This is a genomic window from Agrobacterium sp. AGB01, assembly GCF_014851585.1.
Taxonomy (GTDB): Bacteria; Pseudomonadota; Alphaproteobacteria; order Rhizobiales; family Rhizobiaceae; genus Agrobacterium.
Map to the genome: position 1 here is coordinate 514814 of NZ_JACVAB010000004.1, position 21925 is coordinate 536738.

Consider the following 21925-nt stretch of genomic DNA (forward strand, 5'->3'; position numbering starts at 1 on the left):
AGTAAGAGAAGGTCGCGAGCCCCTCTTTCCTCCTTCACGACAGCTGCAAATCTGTTTCTTTTCTCATCGGGATGCTTTTTTGGCTCCCGGCGCGTGAACAGGCGAGCCCAGCGGCAACAGATGCTCTTTCCATTGCGGCTTTCAAGGACAGGCCGCGATCGAGCGCTGATGCCAGGACACCGACAAAACAATCGCCAGCAGCTGTCGTATCCTTGACGTCGATCTTCATCGCGGCAACGCTGACATAGTCACCAAACGCAGATGCCTCGGCACCCTCGCCTCCCAGTGTCCGAAGTACACCCGTATTAAGGCGGGCAGCCAAAGCTTCCGCCGACGAACCACAGTCAAGCCATCCGGCCAGCGCCTCAGCCTCGTCTTCGTTCACAACAATCAGATCGCACAGTGACAACACTTCCTGCGACAGAGGAAATGCCGGTGCAAGATTGAGGATCGACATGGCTTTTGCTGAATGTGCGCGGCGGATCAGCGTTTCGACCGCCTCGACATCATTTTCCATTTGCATCAGGACAATATTGGCCTGATGCAGCAGGTCGTCTTCCACCATTTCTGACGCAGCAACCAGATTGGCACCGGCGGCAACCACGATCATGTTGCGACCCTTGGCATCGATATAGATCGAAGCGCTTCCAGTCGGTTCTGCCACACGTGCGACTCGGGAGATATCGGTCGCCGTCGTCAGGTTCTGCAAGCCGATCTCGGCCAGCCCATCCTGGCCAACCGCACCAACCATCACCACTTCGGCCCCGTCACGGGCGGCCGCCAGCGCCTGGTTTGCCCCCTTGCCACCGGCTTCCGTACGGAAACCTCTGGCAAGCAGGGTCTGCCCGGGTTGCGGCATCTCTTCAACTTGATAAACACAGTCGACGTTGATGGAGCCGAACGTAATAATCATGGCAGTTTTTCCTCACGCGACCTGAACGAAGTGGCCTTCGCCGGCTTCTTCGTAAGTGCGTTTCGGCGGCACGTAATCGGCAGCGCGGAACGGGCTTTTAATCTCATCATTGGAGATACGGCGGGTCTGCCGGCGCGACGGATCAGCAATTGGCACGGCCGCCATCAGGCGTTTGGTATAATCATGCTGCGGGTTTTCGAACACGGCCTGACGCGGCCCGATTTCAACGATCTCGCCGAGATACATGACCGCAACCCGGTGGCTGATACGCTCGACAACCGCCATGTCGTGGCTGATGAACAGGTAACCGAGGCCATATTTTTCCTGCAGATCAAGCATCAGGTTGATGACCTGAGCTTTTACCGACACATCAAGCGCCGACACGGATTCATCGGCAATCAACAGCTTCGGTTCAAGCGCAAGCGCACGGGCAATACAGACACGCTGGCGCTGACCACCGGAAAACTCATGCGGAAAACGGTCTGCCATCGAAGCGGAAAGACCGACACGCTCCAGAAGCTCACCAACCCGTTGGCGTGCTTGCGATGCGGGCACCAGACCGTGGGTTATGATCGGCTCAGCAATGGCCTGACCGACACGTATGCGCGGGTTCAAGCTTTCAAATGGATCCTGAAAGATCATCTGGGCTTCACGGCGGATGTCTGTCAGTTCCGATTTCCCGGCCTTCAGAACGTTTTTGCCGTCGATTTGCACCTCACCGGACACCGGGTCAGTCAGACGGATGATCGAACGGCCGGTCGTGGATTTGCCGCAACCGGATTCACCGACCAACGACAGCGTTTCGCCCTGGCGCAGTTCCAGCGAAACACCTTCAACCGCGTGGATACGACCAATTGTCTTGCGCAGGAAACCCTGCTTGACCGGAAAGCGGGTGACCAGATTGTCGACCTTGAGGATTGGCGGCTGGTCGCGCTTGACGGTATCTTCGGTTGGCTTGACCGGTTGAATTTCACCGGTTGCCATGTCGACATGCGGGAAGCGAAGCGGACGATCTTTGCCAGTCATCGAACCGAGTTGCGGTACGGCCGACAAAAGTGCACGGGTATAGGGATGCTTGGCCCTGGCAAAAAGATCGTGCGTGGTGCCGGTTTCGACCTGTTCACCGCGATACATCACAACTGTGCGGTCGGAAATCTCGGCAACCACCCCCATGTCGTGAGTGATGAAAAGAACCGACATGCCCTCTTCATCCTGCAAGGTCTTGATCAACTCCAGAATCTGGGCCTGAATGGTCACATCCAGCGCCGTTGTCGGTTCGTCGGCGATCAAAAGCTTTGGATCGCAGGCAAGGGCAATCGCGATGACGACGCGCTGGCGCATACCGCCTGAAAAGTTCATCGGATATTCGTTAAGGCGCGACTTGGCCGAGGGAATACGCACCTTCTCCAGCAGTCGCACGGCTTCCGCCTGCGCCTGGGTTTCTGACATACCGCGATGGTGGCGCAGCACCTCGGTGATCTGTTCACCGATCTTCAACACCGGGTTCAGCGACGTCATCGGCTCTTGAAAAATCATGCCAATGCGGTTGCCGCGAATTTTCTGCATATTCTGGAGCGGGATGGACAACAGGTCCTGCCCCTCGAACTCGATTTTTCCGGTGACGCGAGAATTGCCGGGCGACAAAAGCCGCATGATCGACATGGCGGTCACGCTTTTGCCGGAGCCAGACTCACCCACAACGGCGACGGTTTCCTTGGGCGCGATATCGAAACTGACATCATGCACCACATTGCGCCACTCACCTCCCACACGAAACGCCGTGTTGAGATTGGAGATTGAAAGAATAGGCCTGTTATTCAGAATATTATTGGTCATGATCTTAGCCCTCACGACGCGGATTGAGGATGTCGCGCAGGCTGTCGCCGATCAGGTTGATCGCGACGATGAGCAACAGAAGGGCAATGCCCGGGAAGAAGCTGATCCAGTAGTCGCCAGACAGCAGATATTCAAAGCCGTTTGAAATCAGCAGACCGAGCGATGGTTCTGTCACCGGAAGGCCAATTCCAAGGAACGACAGCGTCGCTTCGAGCATGATGGCATAGGCAACACGCATCGTGGCAACGACAATCAGCGGCGGCAGGCAGTTCGGCAGGATATGACGAAATAGGATACTGCGATCCGGCAGCGCCATTGAACGGGCAGCATCGACATAGGCGCGCTTGCGCTCAACCAGTGCGGAACCACGGATCGTGCGGGCATAGTATGCCCACTGTGTCACCACCAGCGCCAGAATGATCTTGTCGACACCCTGGCCGAGAATAGCCAGAAAGATGAGGGCAATCAGGATGGCCGGAAAGCTGAGCTGGATATCGACGATGCGCATCAATACGGAGTCGAGGCGACCACCGACATAGGCACTGGTAAGACCGATCGAGGCGCCGATAACAAGTGCGATAGCCGCGCTGGACAGACCAACGAGGATACTGGTGCGCAGGCCATAAAGAATGGCGCTGAACAGGTCACGACCCTGCGTATCGGTACCAAGCAGATAGGTCATGCCCGACATGCTTTCCGAACCTGGTTGCAAGCGGCCATCCATAATATCGAGTTGAGCCAGGTCATATGGGTTCTGCGGCGCAATCAGTGGCGCGAAGATGGCAGCGACAATGAAGATCGTCACCAGCACCAGACCAACAAGCGCCAGTTTGTCATGCAGCAGAGCAGAGATCACTTCGCGCGCCGGAGAGCGAGAGGCGGATTTCGCGCCACTGTTTGCAGCTGCGTGGACCGAAACGGTCGAATTGTTGTTGTCGGTCATCACGAGTTCCCCTCAAGACGGACACGGGGATCGACGATCGAATAGAGAATGTCGACCAAAAGGTTGATGACGCTGAACATGACTACGGTGATCATCAGATAGGCAAGGATGACGGGGCGATCGAGCACACCGATAGCGTCGATGATCAGCTTGCCCATGCCTGGCCATGCAAAAATGGTTTCAGTCACAACCGCAAAGGCAATCAGCGAACCGAGTTCGAGGCCGATGACGGTGATCAGCGGGATCAGTGTGTTCTTCAATACGTGTACGGTGACGATACGGCGCTCCGGCAAGCCCTTGGCGCGGGCAAATCGCACAAAATCAAGCTGCATGGTTTCCATCACGCCTGCACGGGTCAGGCGGATGACGAGCGAAATCTTGAACAAAGCCAGATTGAATGCGGGCAGCAGAAGATGCGACAGGCCATCCCATGTGAACAAGGAAAGCGGCACTCCCAGCACATTGACCGTGTCTCCGCGACCGGATGACGGCAGCCAGCCATAATAAACGCTGAACAGCATGATCATCACGAGACCGATCCAGAAGGTTGGCAGGCTGAAACCGAGGATCGAGAAGGTCATGATCGATTTGGAAATGAAGCCCTTCGGCTTCAGACCGGCATAAACGCCGAGCGGAATACCAATGACCAGAGCCATGAAAAGTGCCACAAAGGCCAGTTCCAGCGTCGCGGGCATACGGTTCATGATCAGTGTCAACGCTGGTTGGTTGAACACGAAGGAGTTACCGAGATCGCCCGACAGGGCGTTCGTCAGGAAAATCCAGTATTGTTCCCAGACCGACTTATCGAGTCCAAAGGACTGAATGACCTGCAGACGTTCTGCGGGGGTGGCAGTCGGGCTCAAAAGCACGTCAACCGGATTACCAACCAGATAAAGTCCGGCGAAAACCAGAACCGACATGACAAAAAGTGTGAGCACAGTCTGAAGCGACCGGCTTAAGAGATATCCGCTCATGCGTGTGAGCCTCCCGTTAATCGTCTGTCGAGCGCTTCTCCGCCATGGCGGGCGATGCGCTCGATCAGCAATTCGATGAACCCGGCTTCGTCAACATCGGTGACGACAGTGGCATTGGCCGGCCGGTCCAGCTTGTTGTAAAAATCGGCATAGGTATAACCCATCGTCAGGCCTGTGACCTGCACGCCGATAAAAGCCTCACGGCTGGTGAACAGTTCTGGGCGGATCAACCAGGCGATCGTCGTCGCATCATGGATAGGTCCGCCAGGACGACCGAAACGTTTTTCATCGCTGCGATCGAATGTGGAAAACAGGTTGTAAAGCGCCGCACCTGCTTCACCGCCCTGTCGAAAACGCTCGAAATGCTCTGTCGTGAACAACGCCTGAAACGTCATATCGAGCGGCATCAGCACAACAGGCACGCCAGACTGGAAGACGGTCTCTGCCGCATGCGGATCAGCATAGATGTTGAATTCCGCCCAGGGTGTGCGGTGACCGAGCGCAGTAAACGCGCCACCCATCGAAACGATGTGGCGAATACCGCGCGCAACATCCGGATGCTGTACCAGTGCCAATGCCACGTTGGTCATTGGTCCGATGGCACAGATGGTAATCTGCTCGCCGGCAGCCACAGCTGCGCGCGCGGAGCGAACGATGAACTGTACGGCGCTTTCCTGCGCCACGACAACATCGCCCGCCTTGACCAGTTTATCGTCAAACGAACCGATACGCGCATATTTGCCGTAAACCTGCTCGCGCACCAGTGGGCCGCTGGCGCCGGCATAAACCGGCACGTCGCGGCGTCCGCTCAAAGAGACAAGCTTGCACGCGTTGATGACCGTATCGCGAAGCGGCACGTTGCCGGCAACGATGGACAGACCCAAAACCTCAATTTCCGGCGAGGCAAGCGCCATCAGGATGGCGGCGGCATCATCCACGCCCGGATCCGCATCAATGATGACCTTGTGGGGTTTCATGCTTCGACCTTTTCAGCATAACGCGACAGACGTTCCAGGAAGAATGCAATTACGCCGTCTGCATCAACCTTGGTGACGATATCGGCATTTGGCTCCAGTCCACTCTTGCCGTACCAGTCAGCAATCGTCTGGCCCATGCAGAGTTCGCTTTCATATTCGACGAAAACGCGCGCCTTTTCGGTCTCGAACAGGTGCGGTGCAAGAATATAGGCCATGACCAACGGGTCATGTAGCGGGCCACCGCGCGAGCCGTAACGGCGCACGTCGTTGCGGTCCCAGAAAGCCATCAGTTCAGCCAGCGTTTCAGAAATACGGCCGCTGACGTGCGAGAATTCTGCCACATGTTCCGGCTTCAACATCACCTGATGTGTGGCATCAAGTGACAAAGCGACAAGCGGAATGCCGCTGGAAAACACCACATGCGCAGCATGTGGATCGGCCAGAACATTAAACTCCGACGTCATTGTACGGTTGCCCGGCTCACGATAGGCACCGCCCATCATGACGATGCGCTCGATGCCGTCAGCAATGTGCGGCTTCATGCGCAGGGCCACAGCAACATTGGTCAGGGGGCCGAGGCAGCACAGCGTAACGCGCTCACCCGTTTCTGCGGCATTTCCCAACGCTTCGATCAGGAAATCGACGGCAGACATGTCTTCGGCCTTTTTGACCGGCTCGGGCAAAACAGTATTGCCAAGTCCTGTCTTGCCATGGAACTGGCCATGGATCGGCTCTCGCAGCATGGGCCGGAAACAGCCAGCATAAACCGGAATGTCTGTACGGTTTCCGAGTTCGCAAACCTGCAAGGCATTGCGCACCGTGCGCTCCAGTGGCTGGTTGCCACAGACCGGCGTGATGCCAAGGATCCTGATTTCCGGTGACACAAATGCGGTCAACAGCGCAATTGTATCATCGATACCGGGATCACAATCGACGATGATCGAAATCGGCTTCATTCTAAATGCCTTCAATGTATGAGATCAAAAAACTCAGAGTGCGCCGACATCGCGCAGCACATCGGCGATTTCCGCTCGTGCAGCATCGTTCAACGGCATTTGCGGGTGTATCGGCGCTCCGACAGCAAAGCCCTGCAGATCAAGCGCCGTCTTGATGCAGGCGGCGATCGAATATTTCGCAAAAATCTCGTTGACCTTCCACATTGGGCGCTGGAGGTCCATTGCCAGGGCCCAGTCACCAGCCTTGGCGGCATCGTAAAGTGCTATGCTTTGTTTGGGCACGATGCAGGCAGGACCAGCCATCCAACCAACGCCGCCAATCATCATCACGCAGGTCGGAATGTGCGCTGAGGCTGCAAAAACCTCCATCCGGCCGCGGGTCCGCTCGATGATGGAAAGCAGGCGTCCGGTATTGGTGGACGCATCCTTGATGTAGCGGATATTGTCGATTTTGCTCAAGCGCTCGATAACCGGCAACGACAGATCGGAACGCTGAAACTGCGGATTGGTGTACAAAACCACCGGCCGCCCCTTCGCCGCTTTGGCAATCGCGGTGAAATAGGCCTCGACACCCTCGTCACTGACTGGGAAATAGGCTTCGAGGATTGACAGAATGCCGTCGGCTCCCGCCTCGACCATATATTCCGTCTGCGCAACGGCATCCGCGGTCGAGGTCGACGCCACGCCGGCGACAACGGGAACCCGGCCACGATTGGCCGAGATCACCGTATCGACGACGCAGCGTCTCTGCTCTTGGGAGAGATAGGCAAATTCGCCTGTGCTGCCGAGTGGAGCAAGACCATGCACGCCCGCATTAATAAGGTGATCCACCAGATCCGTCAGCACACCTTGCATCACCGCGCCGGATGCATCGACCGGCGAAACGAGATAGGGAAATACACCGCTGAAAGACATGGTGGACCCCTCCTTTTCTTCGATCAGTTTGGCTTCACGTAGTACGGAAGCGTGTAACCGTCGGAACGACCGGCATAGTTGATGCCGCTCTTCACCGCCCAGGTATTGGCAAGATAGAAGACCGGAATAACGCCAAGATCTGTCATGGCGATTTCTGTGGCCTTCTTCAACAATTCCTCGCGCTTTGCATCATCGAGCGTCGAGCGGGCTTCGTTGAGAGCCTTGTCAAATTCAGGGTTGGAGTAACGACCGCGATTTCCCTGACCGGCTTTTTCGCCGTAGGTTTCAAGGATCGGACCGAGAACGCCAGAGGCTTCGCCGGTTTCAACCGCTGCGCCACCCATGATGAACGAAAACTCAAGGTTCGAAGCACGCGTGAAATAAACGCTGCCCGGCAATGTCGCAACTTCAGTCTTCACGCCAACGCGGCTGAAGAACTGGCCGATTGCCTGCGCAACCTTGCTGTCGTTCGGATAACGGTCATTCGAGGCATGGAAGGTCAGCGAGAAGCCGTCGGGATAACCGGCCTTGGCCAACAGTTCCTTGGCCTTGGTCGGATCATAGGCATCGACCTTGATCGATGGATCATAACCAAAATAACCTTCTGGCACGACCTGACCGGCAGGTACGCCCTGACCGTCCATGATGCGATCAACCAGCGCTTCACGATTGATCGACAGCGACAGGGCGCGGCGAACATCGGCATTCAACAACGGGTTCTTGCCATCAGGACCTTTGGCAAATGGCGATTCTTCGCGATCCTGATCCATATGCAGATACATGATGCGGTTGCCAGCGATGTTGACGACCTTCATCTTGTCGGAAGCTTCCAGACGGCGGGTATCTGCGGTCGGAATGTTTTCGATCATGTCGACATCGCCAGACAGCATGGCGGCAACACGCGCACTCGGGTTCTTGAAGACGCGGAAGGTAACCTTGTCCCAGGCGGCCTTTTCACCCCAATAGTCGTCATTGCGCGCAACAACGACATTGTCGTCCGGCGACCATGAAACGAACTTGAACGGACCGGTGCCGATAACACCCTTGCCAGTGTTCATGTCACCCGTCGTCACCTTTTCCATTTCTGCTGGCAGAATGGCAATGCGGCTGAGGTTGTTGAGCAAAAGCGGCGTCGGGCCAGATGTCTTGATGCGGACCGTCAGCGGGTCGACGGCTGTCACTTCGGTGATCGCCTTGACGTAGGCGGCAAATGAGCTTGGGCTGTTGGTCGAAGCAAGCGGAATACGGTTGATGCTGGCAACCACGTCTTCGGCGGTGAAATCACTGCCGTCGTGAAATTTGACGCCTTCGCGCAGCTTGAATTCCCAAGTGGTGTCATCGACGATTTGCCAGGAGACAGCCAGAGCCGGCTGGATCTGCTGTTTGTCGTCCTGATTGACGAGACCATCGAAAATGTTGCGAGCCATCGCGCTGTTAGGGCCGACGACGTAGAACTGCGGATCCATGGACGTGGTCGAGGCGGACAGACCAACGGTAAGGTCCTTCGCCTGACTTGCGAGCGGCATGGCAAAAACAGACGCTGCCAATGCGGCTGCGAAAGCAGTAAACTTCATGATGAGGACTCCTCCGAGGTGTTCCAGCGCACACTCTCCCTGCGCGATCAACAAACGTTAATGCTTCCCCATAGAAAAGAAAAATTGCATTTGGTACATAGTCCATGCCTAAATGTTATGGGAGGGTGATACATTGCGATTGAAGCCACGGCAGGTCGAAGCCTTTCGCAGCGTCATGATGACTGGCGGCATCACCGCCGCTGCAGAGGCCATGAATGTGACGCAGCCAGCTGTCAGCCGGTTGATCCGCGATCTCGAAGACATTGTGCAGATGACGCTGTTCGAGAGAGTGGGCGCGCGTTTGATGCCCACGGCGGAGGCAACCCAATTCTACCGCGAAGTGGAACGCCTCTATCTCGGCCTTGATCAGATTGCCCAGGCAGCCGACGACATCCGCCTGCACAAGAACACCGTACTGCGCATCGCCAGCGTCACATCACTGGTGCGGCCTTATCTGCATCAGGCCATTGTCGACGTGATTGGCGACCGCTTAGATATTCCGCTGGTGATCGATGTCGAAAACAGCAGGTATATCTGGGATATGGTGGAGCAAAACCGCTACGATCTGGGTCTCGTTTTCGGCTCTCCACGAATGGCTGACAAAAATGCCATGCTGCTGCACAGCACCAATGCGGTTGCAGCCATGGCGCCCGGTCATCGCCTTGCCACCCATGAAGTCATAACGCCAGCCGATCTCATCAATGAACGCGTCCTTTTGCCCGGACGTAATTCGCCCTTGCGACTGGCCCTTGACCGCGCCTTTTCCGGAGAAGAGCAGCAGCCGGTCAGTACCATGGAAACGTCTATGCTGAATTGCTGCTATTTTGCAGCTGCAGGCATGGGCGTCGGCATTGTTGATGAAACGAGCCTTCGATCCGCGGGATCGCAGACAGTGTCCCGGCCATTTGAACCGCAGATCGAAGTGTCCTATTTCGCAGTACGCCCCGCCGGTGCGCGGCGCATCGCAGTACTGGACGACATCATCGACAGAATTCAGTCGCTGCTGCGGGAACAGCAGGGCGAATAACGCCCGCCGGTTCTTAATGAGCGGTCGCCGGGCTGAAAAGAATCAACTGCTCAGGCCCGGCGCCTCATGGCCGGTGCGCTCGACATATTCCGTATAACCACCGCCGTATTGATGAATGCCATCGGCAGTGAGTTCCAGCACGCGGTTCGACAGGGCAGCAAGAAAACGGCGATCGTGCGAAACAAACAGCATGGTGCCTTCATAGGCAGCCAGTGCCTTGATCAGCATTTCCTTGGTATCGAGATCAAGGTGGTTGGTCGGTTCGTCCAGAACAAGGAAGTTTGGAGGATCAAACAGCATGGCCGCCATGACAAGGCGGGCTTTTTCGCCACCTGAAAGAATACGGCAGCGCTTTTCCACATCATCACCAGAGAAACCAAAACAGCCGCAAAGTGCCCGCAGTGGAGCCTGTCCGGCCTTTGGAAACTTCTGTTCCAACCATTGCAGAATGGTCAGTTCACCCTCAAGCAAATCCATAGAGTGCTGCGCGAAATAACCAAGTTTGACGCTAGCCCCCAAATTCACCGCGCCCTGATCCGGCTCGGTCGATCCGGTCACCAGCTTCAGCAACGTGGATTTACCAGCACCATTGACGCCCATGATGCACCAACGCTCCTTGCGGCGGATCATGAAGTCCAACCCTTCGTAGATAGTACGGCTGCCATAGGCCTTGTGAACACCCTTCAGGTTCACAACATCATCACCCGAGCGGGGCGCGGGAAGGAAGTCAAACGCCACCGATTGGCGACGACGTGGTGGTTCCACGCGGTCGATCTTGTCCAGCTTCTTCACACGGCTTTGCACCTGCGAAGCGTGTGACGCACGCGCCTTAAAGCGTTCGATAAACTTGATTTCCTTGGCGAGCATCGCCTGCTGGCGCTCAAACTGGGCCTGCTGCTGTTTTTCGTTCTGCTCGCGCTGGCCTTCATAAAACGTGTAGTCGCCCGAATAGGTATTCAGCGAACCCGCATCGATTTCGATGATCTTGTTGACGATGCGGTTCATGAACTCGCGATCGTGCGAGGTCATCAAAAGGGCACCCTCATAGGTCTTCAAGAAGGATTCCAGCCAGATCAGGCTTTCGATATCAAGATGGTTTGAAGGTTCGTCGAGCAGCATCACATCAGGGCGCATCAGCAGAATACGGGCCAGCGCCACGCGCATCTTCCAGCCACCGGACAATTTGCCGACGTCGCCATCCATCATTTCCTGCGAAAAGCTGAGGCCCGCCAGAACTTCACGGGCACGCCCTTCCAGCGCATATCCGTCCAGCTCTTCGTACCGTGCCTGAACTTCACCGTAGCGCTCGATAATCGCGTCCATCTCATCCATGCGATCAGGATCGGACATCGCCGCTTCAAGTTCGCGCAGTTCGGCTGCAATGACGCTGACAGGGCCAGCACCCTCCATAACCTCAGCAACCACGGACCGGCCTGCCATTTCGCCGACATCCTGATCGAAGTAACCGATCGTCATGCCCTTTTCGACAGCAACCTGGCCTTCATCCGGCTGTTCCTCACCGGTGATCATACGAAACAGCGTCGTTTTGCCTGCTCCGTTCGGGCCAACAAGACCAATCTTCTCGCCGCGATTGAGCGCAGCAGACGCTTCGATATAGAGGATACGATGGCTGGCGGACTTGCTGATATTTTCGATGCGGATCATGAAACGGAATGGCCTTCTGAATTGTGCGCACCCCTATGGCATGGACGCGGCAGAAACACCACACCTGCAGCTGTGAAAGGATTTTGACAGCTCCTGTCTAACCGTGACCGCGATGCGACCGGCGCCGTTACCACCACGTTAAGCTTCATGCACAAACAGGCTTGCAAGAGACGGGCGGTATCTGGTGTGATGGCGAAGAAACTCAACTCGATTGTCATCAGCATAGCGAATGAAGTCATGAGCGGAGTACGTCATTGAACACGCAACAACCAAGACTCGCCTGGTGGATCATTCGCTGGGCTCTGCTGGCTCTGGCTATTCCCGGGGCATCGCATTCTGCGCTGGCGGATGCACCGCGTCTGGGACCGTTCGAATTACCCAAACCGCGCCAGCTGACCGTTTTTAACGACCAGCAAAGCTTTGACCCGACCGAGGCGCTCAACGGCTCCTTCACAACGGAAAAAGCTTGCAGCGATGTTCCCTACGGTCTTTGGGTTGAGATCGATGGCCAAGGGGATTGCATTCGTTATTATCCGCATGCGCTGGCGGATGGCGAGAACCAGAAGGTGCTGGTTTATTTCGGCGGCGACGTGATGTTGCGCAGTGCCAAGGGGGTTCGGTTCATAACCGAATCCTATATGCGGCAATCACCGGCAACCATTGCGACCGATATGGCGCAATGGGCGCAAAAAGCCGGGCATCCGGTGATCTTTATGGCGAGGCCTGGCATTTACGGCTCGTCCGGTGATCACAATAATCGTCGTCAACCGCGTGAAATCGCCCTGATGGGACGTGCGCTGGATCTGATCAAACAACGGCACCAGGTTTCATCTTTCATTTTAAATGGTCATTCCGCCGGGGGGCAGATCGTGGCCGGCCTTCTCAATAAACGGGATGATGTTTCGTCTGTCGTCATCACATCCGGTCTGGTGTCCGTGAAACAGGTTTCTGATTTCTGGGAACGACGCCGCAAACTGCCCGGGAAGCTTCTCTATGATGCATCCGGCTTTTACGATCCCATTGAGGAGATCGACAAAATCACGACAGAACCACGGCCTGATATTTATATCATATCGGACCCTGAAGACCGGGTCGTGCCGTTTTTCAGTCAGCTTTATTACGTCAGACGTTTGCGCGCGGCTGGTTTCGAGCCGCACCATATTTACGCTCAGGCCACGGATCGCCAGCGTCACCTCCTCGCCCAGTACGGCCGCCTTGCAGCCGCACTGCTGGCTCAGGGCCAATCGCAGGTCGATATTCGCCGCGCCGTAAACAAGATGGATCTGGAACAGTTCAAATAGCGGTCAATCAGCAACGCATGTGACGTCAGGCAGCGGCGCTGTCGTCAGCGCTTTTCTTCAGCCAGGCAACCAGTTCATGCATTCCGGCACTATGTGAGCCCTTGACCAGCACGACGTCTCCGTCTTGCAGTTTTTCCCGCAAAATGTCCTTGAGAACCTGCCGCGAATGCACATAGGCACCTTTCAGTTCCGGGGAAAGTTCGTCCCAGAACTCACTGTAGAGATCACCGGCAACATAGACCTGATTGATTGCGCTCTCTCGCAGCGATACGGCAAGTTCGGTGTGATAGCTTGCAGCACCGGGACCCAGCTCTGCCATTTCGCCCAACACGGCCACACGGCGGCGGCCATCACCGTGTTCATTCAAACGATCCAGCGCCGCGCGCATCGAGCCGGGATTGGCATTATAGGCATCGTCAATCACCGTCAGTCGGCGACCGTCGAGTGACAGGCAAATCTCTTCGCCACGACCAGGCAGCGCCGCAAAGCTTTTCAGCTGCGCGATGGCCGGTTGCAGCGGATGACCGAGCGACGCCACTGCGGCCAGCACGGCAAGACTGTTCAAGGCCATATGCTGGCCAACCGCACCGACACGATAGCTGATCTCACGCCCCTCAATACGGGCATGGGTAAGACCATCGGCGGCGTTATAGCGGATCAGTTGAAATGCGCAGTCGTCAGTGGTCCCGTAGGTCATGATATCGAGCCCGCGTTTGTGCGCCGCATCATGCACCGTATCCCATTCTAACATGTTCCGGTTGAGCACGGCGATGTCGCCTGGATACATGCCAAGAAAGATCCCGCTTTTTGTTCTGGCAATATCGGTAACCGTGCTATGCCGACCCAAATGAGCCGGCAGAACATTGGTGAAAATGGCGACCCGTGGCCGCGCCATGCGGGCGCTTACTGGCATTTTTCCAACCGCCAGTTCCAGAACCACATGTGGCGTGTTCCAGGCCATGGAGGCCAGATTCCAGCCAACCCCGGCAGGCAGATTGGCATTGTGATGACTTTTGCCAACATCGCCCCAGGCCGAGAGGGCATGTGCAAGCATGGCAACGACAGTTGTCTTGCCAGCACTGCCGGTTACACCAAGCACATTGCCTGTCATCTGACGGCGCGCATAATCGCCCATATCAAGGATTGCACGCGTACCATCCTCCACATGCAGGACCGGACCCGGATAAATCTTTGTCAGTGTAGCATCCGTCGTGATGAGACCCGCCGGGGACGGTAGGCCATGAAGATTGGAAACGGCGACGCCCGTCTCTCCATCTGCGCTGCGGACCAGAACAAGTGCACCCGGTCGCATCGCTGGCGCGAAGATACAAAGTCCACTGGCCGTCCAGCCCTCAGGCGGTTGACGAAGCCACCGGCCACCGGTTGCGGCCTCGACATGAGCAGCGGTCCACTGCCCATCGGGAAGCGGGACCTTGGACGCTTCCAGAACGGGTAAAGAGCAACGTTTTGCTGCTGCAGATTGGCGAACCATTTCACGAAAGGCTGCCCGCTCCCGCAGGTAGCTGCGATAGGCGACAAAGCCGGAGAGGTAATGCTCCACATCATCAATTCGCACCCGGAAAGCGTGATGGCGGATGAAGAACGAGCCGGAAATGCGGTTGGGATTAGCGTAATACATCGCCATTTCTGGCCAGAAATGCCCATTGAGCAGGTGCTGCGCCCGTTTTTCAAGCGCCCGCTCGAAATGCACCAAATCGATATCGCCAAGCAACCGCTGCAACTGTGGCTCCGCCGCGATGCGTGACAAGGTTTGCCGCGCCGCCATCATCAATTCCAGCAGTGTCGGAAAGGTGGTGATGCGGTTTTCAACAAAGCCGAGATAACCGGCAATGTTGCGGATGGCGAAACGAAAATACCGCTCTTCCGGCTTATAGCGGGTCAATTCATTGACGCAGTAACCAAGCCAATGATCGTGATGTTTCCAGTGCTCCTTGGCTATGAAGTGTTCAAAAGCCTTCTCCACCGTCGCCAGCCAGACTGTGTCTCCAGTCAAAGCATGAAGACGCATCAATCCAAAAGCAGCCTCACCGTCGTAATAGATGGTGCGATACCGCTGCTTGATGGTCAAATCCGGGAAATTCAACACATGGACAAATGCACCAGTCTTGGCGTTCTGCATGTGGCGAATGCCAAGCGCCAGCCCCTCCGCCAATTCCCGCCAGTCATGATTGCCCATGACTGTCATGTATTTCACAAATGCCAGTATCGCGACGGCGTTGCCGCCCAGCTTGATCTCACCGTCGGCCTCAACGAGAAAGGCAGCGTCAGACCCATCGGGAAGGACAGCAGGTTTTATCAGCATTTGCGCCAGATATGTCAGGGCACGGTCGATCGCATCCTTGAGCCTTGGGTCACGAGTCACTTCCCAGGCCTCTATCATCGCATAGGTCGTGCTGGCGTGGCGCAGCGCATTGTAAGCCTCAATCCGCCGATCAAAGCAGGCGTGATATCCATAAACAAAGGAACCATCCGGCTTGACCTGTCCAGCTAGATAGGTCGATGAATCACGGATCAGCGACAGTGCTATGCCGCCATCAATCTTTTCAAACGTACGTCGTCCTGCCTGAAGGCCGGTGCCGTCCAACTGGTGCAGCCTGCCGGCCTCATCGCAGAAGATACCCTTCGTCTGGAAAAGATAGACAGACTGGTCATCCGCAAAACGCAGTTCGGGGAGTACGTGATACCGTGTACGGGCATAGAGACTGAAATTTTTCTCATTGAGTATGGCATGGTCAATGGTGTTGCCACCGTAAAGCATCGCGTTCGCGTTCAATTCCTGTTCCGTGAACGCAAATCGCAAATCCGTATCAAGTGCGATACCAAAGCGAAAATAGTTGCGCTTGACCTGATCAAGCAATGCTTTCAATCGTGACCAGGTTGATGCCTCTGCAACATTAACCCAGTCCACACGAAGCCAACGTCCTTTTATGCCATTCGCCTTCATGACGGTCAAAAGCTGCTCAACGCCTTTTTGCCATGCCGATTCCAGCGATGGCCCGGAGGCATTGATCACGCGCGCCCTTTTGTCACCATCCGAAACGGAAAAAAACAGGGTCACAGCCGGAAACGGTCTTTTTAGCGGGTGAATTCGGCCGCGTAAATAAGACCTGATGCTGGAAAGCCGCTCTGTCATATCCTGCGGCGTTATGGGCAATACCGCCTCTATATCAACGTTCACGCAGCGCCTCCCGAGCCTTGTTGAAAGGTTTGATAAGATATTCCAGCACGGTCTTTGCCCCGGTATGAATGTCGACAGTTGCGACCATACCCGGCACGATCGGAAGTTCCCGGCCGTCGGCATTCACCAGTGCATCTTTTTCGGTCTTGATGAAGACGCGGTAATAATAAATCGTGCGATCAACCTCGTCCTGGATGGTGTCGGGCGAAATGGTGGTTACCTGCCCGTCGAGACTGCCATAAATCGCGTAATCATACGCACTGACCTTCACGCTCGCGCGCTGACCGGGGTGGATGTAGGCAATGTCACGTGGCGAAATACGGGCTTCAACAAGAAGCTCGTCGCCCAGCGGAATGATATCCATCAGCTTGCCGTTAGGCGGTATCACACCACCAATCGTCGAAACCTCGATATTCTTGACGATACCCCGTACTGGAGAACGACGGGTCAGGCGAGAAAGACTGTCGGTCCGACCGGCCACGACAGGTGAGAGCGAATTCACCTCGCCATTCATCTTGGCCAGTTCCTCACGTGCGCGCACAAGATATTCTGATCTGACCTCGACCTTCTTGAGCTCCAGTTCAACGATCTGCCTACGCAGACGGATAACTTCCACGTTGCTTGCCGCCCCCACGACCCGCAGTTCTTCGTTAAGCTTCAGCTCACTGCGCACCAGCTCAAGCGATTCTTCAACCCAATGCAGGGACTGCTCGAGCGACTGGCTACGCGCATTGTAAAGTTCGGTCTCGGCGGCAATCAGTGAAGGGTAAGCGTCCAATGCCGGTGAAAAGGCAAGTGCCGTGCCGTTGACTTCGGCTTCAAGACGGGCGGATGCCGCCAGCGCGGCGCGATATTTTGCAGCGGTTTCTTCTACATCCGATTCACTTCTGGTGGGGTCGAGCTGTGCGAGGATTTGCCCAGGTTCAACCACCTGGTCCTCCCGCACAAGCAGCTTTGCGAGAATGCCGCCCTCCAGCGACTGGATGACCTGCTCGCGGCTGGTTGGAACCACGCGGCCGTCACCGCTGGAAACCTCATCCAGCGTTGCGAAATAGGCCCAGACCAACATGGCGATCAGCAGGAGAACAAAAATCTGTACCACCCGGGTCGAACGGCTCAGTTTTCGTCCGTCATCGTCACCAAAAGCCCATCCACCTTGACCGGAAAAATCGCGGTCGCCGATTGTCGCCATTCATGCCTCCTTGACGGTCTTGAGTGGAAAACCTGCAACTGCGTTGCTGCCAACGCTACCGGTAGTCTTGGTACGACTGTCCTTCGGGGGAACCACCTTGGTTACGCCGCGCAAAGTGTTGAGAACCTCTTCCTTGCTGCCATCGAGTGCAACCTGACCACCCTCAACCACCACAATGCGCTGGACCAGGTCAAGGACACGCATGCGGTGGGTGGCAACGACCACTGTTCGTCCTGCACTCCAGGTCTGGAAGCGCGCAATGAACTGACGTTCCGTCGCCTCATCCATTGCCGCCGTTGGTTCATCAAGGAGCACGACGGCGGGATCGCGAATGAGCAGGCGCGCCAGCAGCAAAGCCTGCTTTTGACCACCGGAAAGACCCCGGCCGCCTTCAAGGATAGGATGATCAAGCCCGCGCGGCAGCTTCCGTACGAAGTCATCGGCGCCTGTCATTGCCAACACCTCAAGCAAAGCAGTTTCAGGTGCATGTAGGGCACCCAAAGTCACATTTTCACGGATAGTACCGTGAAATAACCTCGTATCCTGCGTCAGAAGGCCGACATGGCGGCGGACATCGGATGGATCGATTTGCGACAGTGCCAGATCGTCCAGCAAGATTTCTCCGGCAGCCGGTTCGATCATGGCGGACATCGCCATCAGAAGTGTGGATTTTCCTACACCGTTTTTGCCCAGCACCGCGACTTTCTCGCCAGCGGCAATGGCAAGATCGCCAATGACAAGCGCTGGCTTTCCGGCTCCAGCACCATAATGGAAGACAGCGCCTTTGATCCGGTAAGCCCCGTGCAGATTTGGTGCGCTGACGCGTGTTTCGGTTGCCGGATGGTCAGAGGGCATTTGCAGGATGGCGTCGATGCTTTTGAGGCCGACCCGTGCCTGCTGAAATCTGCCAAGGATTTGCGTTAGTTGCGCCATTGGCGCCATCATGCGTGAGCCGAGAATGGAGCAGGCAACCAAAGAGCCGGTCGTCATGTCACCCTCCATTACGATCGGTGCACCGACAAAAACCACGGCGGCAAATGTTCCTGTCTGGATAGAATGGCTCCACGCGGCGAGACCGTTGGTGATGGAGCGCAAACGAAGCTGACCTTCAGCCGAAACTGCATTGTAATGGTTCCAGCGTTGCTGGAAATGATCTTCGGCCTGCAGGGTTTTGATATCTTCGATGCCCTGCACCGCCTCGACCAGCATGGCGTTGCGCAGCGAGGATTCACGCATGGCTTCATTGGCTGCCGCCCGTAGTTTGCCTTGGACAAGAAGGCCCGGCAGCAACAGGAGAACCAGGGCTGTTATCGGAATGAATACCAGTGGTCCACCGATCATCCAGAAAATGAACAGGAACAGCAAAAAGAACGGCAGGTCAGCGACCGCGGCCACCGTCGTCGAGGTCAGAAGTTCACGAACCTGTTCCAGATCACGCAACTGGGCGATGAATGTGCCTGTCGATGTCGGACGAGCCTGGTTCTTGACGCGAAGAGCATGACCGAAAACAAGATCAGATATGCGCATGTCAGTCCGTTTGCCGACGATATCGATAATGCGGGTGCGCAGCCGCCGCATGATGAAATCAAACAGGGCGGCAAGGAGCACGCCGATAAACAGCACATAAAGCGTGTTGAATGACTTTGATGGCACCACCCGGTCATAAACCTGCATGGAAAACATCACGCCTGCCAATGCCAAAACATTGGCAACCAGAGAAGCCAGCATGACATGGCTGTAGGCCCCTAAGTCCTTGAAAGCAATGGTGCGGAACCAGTGTTCGCGATGCGGGGCAATGTAGCTGTCGACCCGTTCATCCACTGTGCCGCGTTGCGGGCGTGCCACAACGGCAAAATCACTATGCGACAGAACGATGTCGAGAGGCAGGGTCGTGGCGCAACCGCCATCGCCGCTGAAGACAACGGAAACCTCTTGGTTGGCAGAAAGTGCCGTGACAACGCCAACTGCACCATCCGCAAATTGCAGGATCGTCGGCAGTCGCCAGCTTGTCAGCAGGTTGGAGGTCGGTGCTGCCCGTTTGATGCGCAGCCCCATTTTGCCTGCCATCCGGGTCAGGCATTCTTGTGTCCCGTTATTATGCAGCGTCTCGATAAGTTGTTTGGCCGCACCGGGGGAAAAAGGCACGCCATAATGGCGTGCCACATATTGGAAAGCTTCATTCCAGCCCACGATATCGAGGCCGGGCGCGTTGGTGTCCGGGGGGGATTCCGTTTGCACATCGGAAAGAGACATCAATGCTCCTCTTGCGCGGCAGGTGGACTGTTGGTGCCAACCTGCCGCTTCAGTTCTTTCAGACTACGTGTGAAGGATGAGAGTTCCAGTCGTCTTCGGTGGCGAGATGCCCGAGGGGATCAACGGGCAAATCTGCCGGATCGGGAGTATCGATCATGTCCACATGCTCTTCGACGGTGGTCAGGTCAGCATCCGAATCATCCGGGGCAGACAGCACATCCAGTCCCTCAAGAGGAATTGTCAGGTCATCGCCACTATCATCGATGAGCTGTGACAGATCATCGAGACTGTCCGTGTGGGCATGCGAGGAAGAACTGTCGTCATGGGTTGCATCGATTTGGTCGAGCCCGCCAATATCGTCTGCAACAAACATCATCATTGTCTGGACTGGAACACCAGCGCCAGATGGCTCGACGGTGACAACCAGAGATGATTGTTCCACAGGCCCTGTAGGATGCACCAACTGATATTCAAATGTATCCGTCTGAACATCAGTGAAATGCGTCAGGGTCGGGTCCGGCACATAACTATAACTCCCGTCAGAGTTTACGGTAAGCGTGCCATAATCTCCCACTATGTTCATAGCGCCGGTCACTTTGACATAACTCGTTCCGTCAAAGATCTGGAATGACGTGAAGGCCGAGCCCAAATCGTCATTGGTCAGCAGGTTACCTGTATCACCGGTCGCGCTCCCGATTTCGAACTGATCGGTGTAGGTGACATCGACATTTGTCGTAAGGGAGGTCTGAACACCGACACCAACCCCTGACAACGTTGCATGAACTCGATAGCTTCCAGCAGTAAAATCGACTGTCGAAAGATCAATTGTGGCAATAGGTCCAAGCAATCCAACAAGGATGCTGAAGGGTGCGCTCTGCACGTTCTGCCAGTTTCCTGGGCTCACCTCCCTTTGGAGAGCAATTTCGCCGTTGGATAGTGCCGCAGCGATTACCGATAGAACAATGGTGCCGGAAACATCCATGCTGTCGGTGACGACAAATGCTTGACTGTTATATGTTGTTGTTGGCTGGAGAAGGCTGATTAGCACGTCTTCACTATCGTCGAAGAAAGCATCGTTTGTGACGTTTTCCCAGACAACCAACGCACTTGCATCATCACCAGTGGCGGAGAATTCAAGCGTCGCTGCTTGGCTCGGATCGGCTCCATCCCAGGCCAGAGTTACACTGTCGCTGCCAATCTGGACATTCAGTGTCGCAGTGCCTGTTTTTCCATCTGCATCGACCAGCGTGTACTCGAACGTGTCAACTTTACCTATCCCCGCACCGCTGGCGGTTGGGGTATAGGTGAACGCGCCGTTCGGCAGAATGGTCAATTGACCAAAGTCGCCCTGGATCGTCGTTCCGCCCGGATCAATCGTTGTACCATCAACACTTTGTACCGTCGTGCCAGCTGGCACATCGTCGTTGATAAGGACATTGCCAATTGCCGGAACAGCTTCATATCCGGCAATTTCGGTGAAGTCATAATCTGTCGCGTTCAGCGTCAAAGTACCGCCGACGCCAACGCCGAGCAGAGTACCATCATTATACCCCATAAAGGCGCGGTATTCGCCGGGTTCAAGCCCGGTAACGGTTCCGCTTGTCCCTCCCAGAAGAGACAGGGACAGTGGTGTCGCTTCACCTTGGCCATCAATGCCAGTCCACTGCTGAGTTGCCGCATCCCATTTTTGCAAAACGAGATTGTAGTTTCCGAGCACGCCGACAGTGAGGATTCCGCTGAAGTCAAATTGTAGATCCTGTGTGTGACCAGTATCGACCTCAAACTCGATTGCATCAGCTATGACCTGCAGGTCGATATTGAGGAGGTTGACGAGAGCAAGATAACCTGCGTCGCCCAGCGGTACATCTTCAGTCACTGTTGGCAGAATTGTCACGCCGGCTGATGCCACGTCATTGGTAGGCTCGAGATCTGCGTCAGCATCAGCATCAGCGTCAGCATCAGCATCGGCGTCGGCATCAGCATCGGCATCAGCATCGGCGTCGGCATCAGCATCGGCATCAGCATCGGCATCAGCATCAGCATCGGCATCAGCATCGGCATCAGCATCGGCATCAGCATCGGCATCAGCATCAGCATCAGCATCGGCATCAGCATCAGCATCAGCATCGGCATCAGCATCAGCATCAGCATCGGCATCAGCATCAGCATCAGCATCGGCATCAGCATCGGCATCAGCATC

General features: G+C 55.8%; 16 protein-coding genes. 2 read left to right on the plus strand and 14 right to left on the minus strand.

Annotation, left to right across the window (positions count from 1 at the left end; translation table 11 throughout):
* Window positions 1-34: 34 nt before the first annotated feature.
* The 8 genes from IB237_RS17135 to IB237_RS17170 are packed head-to-tail and all read right to left on the minus strand — an operon-like array spanning window position 35 to window position 9088.
* The gene (locus tag IB237_RS17135) at window positions 35-913 is read right to left on the minus strand and encodes a ribokinase (protein WP_192489885.1); all 879 of its coding nucleotides are present in this window, start codon (window positions 911-913) and stop codon (window positions 35-37) included.
* Between the two features lie 12 nt (window positions 914-925).
* Window positions 926-2749, minus strand: a complete 1824-nt coding sequence (locus IB237_RS17140; protein ID WP_192489886.1) for an ABC transporter ATP-binding protein — start codon at window positions 2747-2749, stop codon at window positions 926-928.
* Window positions 2750-2753: 4 nt separating this feature from the next.
* Window positions 2754-3692 (minus strand): ABC transporter permease, encoded by a 939-nt coding sequence (locus IB237_RS17145; RefSeq protein ID WP_192489887.1) that lies wholly within the window; start codon window positions 3690-3692, stop codon window positions 2754-2756.
* Window positions 3692-4666: an ABC transporter permease gene (locus IB237_RS17150; protein WP_192489888.1), complete on the minus strand. Its 975-nt coding sequence runs from the start codon at window positions 4664-4666 to the stop codon at window positions 3692-3694. Before IB237_RS17150 ends, IB237_RS17145 begins: the two co-directional genes overlap by 1 nt.
* Complete coding sequence (locus tag IB237_RS17155) at window positions 4663-5643, minus strand: nucleoside hydrolase (protein ID WP_192489889.1); 981 nt, start codon at window positions 5641-5643, stop codon at window positions 4663-4665. The genes IB237_RS17150 and IB237_RS17155 overlap by 4 nt, the downstream gene beginning before the upstream one ends.
* Window positions 5640-6599 (minus strand): nucleoside hydrolase, encoded by a 960-nt coding sequence (locus IB237_RS17160; protein ID WP_192489890.1) that lies wholly within the window; start codon window positions 6597-6599, stop codon window positions 5640-5642. The genes IB237_RS17155 and IB237_RS17160 overlap by 4 nt, the downstream gene beginning before the upstream one ends.
* A 33-nt stretch (window positions 6600-6632) precedes the next feature.
* Window positions 6633-7514, minus strand: a complete 882-nt coding sequence (locus IB237_RS17165) for a dihydrodipicolinate synthase family protein (protein ID WP_192489891.1) — start codon at window positions 7512-7514, stop codon at window positions 6633-6635.
* Window positions 7515-7537: 23 nt separating this feature from the next.
* Complete coding sequence (locus tag IB237_RS17170) at window positions 7538-9088, minus strand: ABC transporter substrate-binding protein (protein ID WP_192489892.1); 1551 nt, start codon at window positions 9086-9088, stop codon at window positions 7538-7540.
* 133 nt (window positions 9089-9221) lie between these two features.
* Between IB237_RS17170 and IB237_RS17175 the strand changes: the two genes are divergently transcribed.
* Complete coding sequence (locus tag IB237_RS17175; protein ID WP_192489893.1) at window positions 9222-10115, plus strand: LysR substrate-binding domain-containing protein; 894 nt, start codon at window positions 9222-9224, stop codon at window positions 10113-10115.
* A gap of 42 nt (window positions 10116-10157) precedes the next feature.
* Here the strand turns inward: IB237_RS17175 and IB237_RS17180 are convergent, their stop codons facing one another.
* Complete coding sequence (locus IB237_RS17180; protein ID WP_192489894.1) at window positions 10158-11780, minus strand: ABC-F family ATP-binding cassette domain-containing protein; 1623 nt, start codon at window positions 11778-11780, stop codon at window positions 10158-10160.
* Window positions 11781-12034: 254 nt separating this feature from the next.
* Between IB237_RS17180 and IB237_RS17185 the strand changes: the two genes are divergently transcribed.
* The gene (locus IB237_RS17185) at window positions 12035-13081 is read left to right on the plus strand and encodes a S9 family peptidase (RefSeq protein ID WP_192489895.1); all 1047 of its coding nucleotides are present in this window, start codon (window positions 12035-12037) and stop codon (window positions 13079-13081) included.
* 25 nt (window positions 13082-13106) lie between these two features.
* Here the strand turns inward: IB237_RS17185 and IB237_RS17190 are convergent, their stop codons facing one another.
* The 5 genes from IB237_RS17190 to IB237_RS17210 all read right to left on the minus strand — a co-directional run.
* Window positions 13107-16280, minus strand: coding sequence for a Mur ligase family protein (locus IB237_RS17190; protein WP_371815342.1), 3174 nt, complete (start codon window positions 16278-16280; stop codon window positions 13107-13109).
* Window positions 16270-17472 carry an HlyD family efflux transporter periplasmic adaptor subunit gene (locus IB237_RS17195; RefSeq protein WP_192489896.1) on the minus strand — a complete coding sequence of 401 codons (1203 nt, stop codon included), beginning with the start codon at window positions 17470-17472 and terminating at the stop codon, window positions 16270-16272. The genes IB237_RS17190 and IB237_RS17195 overlap by 11 nt, the downstream gene beginning before the upstream one ends.
* Window positions 17473-19725 (minus strand): type I secretion system permease/ATPase, encoded by a 2253-nt coding sequence (locus IB237_RS17200; RefSeq protein WP_192489897.1) that lies wholly within the window; start codon window positions 19723-19725, stop codon window positions 17473-17475.
* A gap of 58 nt (window positions 19726-19783) precedes the next feature.
* Complete coding sequence (locus IB237_RS17205) at window positions 19784-21619, minus strand: Ig-like domain-containing protein (RefSeq protein WP_192489898.1); 1836 nt, start codon at window positions 21617-21619, stop codon at window positions 19784-19786.
* The coding region (locus IB237_RS17210; protein WP_192489899.1) for a hypothetical protein at window positions 21616-21925 on the minus strand (310 nt) is incomplete at its 5' end. The genes IB237_RS17210 and IB237_RS17205, both read right to left, overlap by 4 nt.

Excerpts from the sequence above, each read along its gene's own strand:
- IB237_RS17170 (WP_192489892.1), bottom strand. The coding sequence starts at position 9,088 with ATGAAGTTTACTGCTTTCGCAGCCGCATTGGCAGCGTCTGTTTTTGCC.
- IB237_RS17200 (WP_192489897.1), bottom strand. The coding sequence starts at position 19,725 with ATGTCTCTTTCCGATGTGCAAACGGAATCCCCCCCGGACACCAACGCG.
- IB237_RS17145 (WP_192489887.1), bottom strand. The coding sequence starts at position 3,692 with ATGACCGACAACAACAATTCGACCGTTTCGGTCCACGCAGCTGCAAAC.
- IB237_RS17140 (WP_192489886.1), bottom strand. The coding sequence starts at position 2,749 with ATGACCAATAATATTCTGAATAACAGGCCTATTCTTTCAATCTCCAAT.
- IB237_RS17135 (WP_192489885.1), bottom strand. The coding sequence starts at position 913 with ATGATTATTACGTTCGGCTCCATCAACGTCGACTGTGTTTATCAAGTT.
- IB237_RS17150 (WP_192489888.1), bottom strand. The coding sequence starts at position 4,666 with ATGAGCGGATATCTCTTAAGCCGGTCGCTTCAGACTGTGCTCACACTT.
- IB237_RS17160 (WP_192489890.1), bottom strand. The coding sequence starts at position 6,599 with ATGAAGCCGATTTCGATCATCGTCGATTGTGATCCCGGTATCGATGAT.
- IB237_RS17155 (WP_192489889.1), bottom strand. The coding sequence starts at position 5,643 with ATGAAACCCCACAAGGTCATCATTGATGCGGATCCGGGCGTGGATGAT.
- IB237_RS17180 (WP_192489894.1), bottom strand. The coding sequence starts at position 11,780 with ATGATCCGCATCGAAAATATCAGCAAGTCCGCCAGCCATCGTATCCTC.
- IB237_RS17165 (WP_192489891.1), bottom strand. The coding sequence starts at position 7,514 with ATGTCTTTCAGCGGTGTATTTCCCTATCTCGTTTCGCCGGTCGATGCA.
- IB237_RS17195 (WP_192489896.1), bottom strand. The coding sequence starts at position 17,472 with ATGGCGACAATCGGCGACCGCGATTTTTCCGGTCAAGGTGGATGGGCT.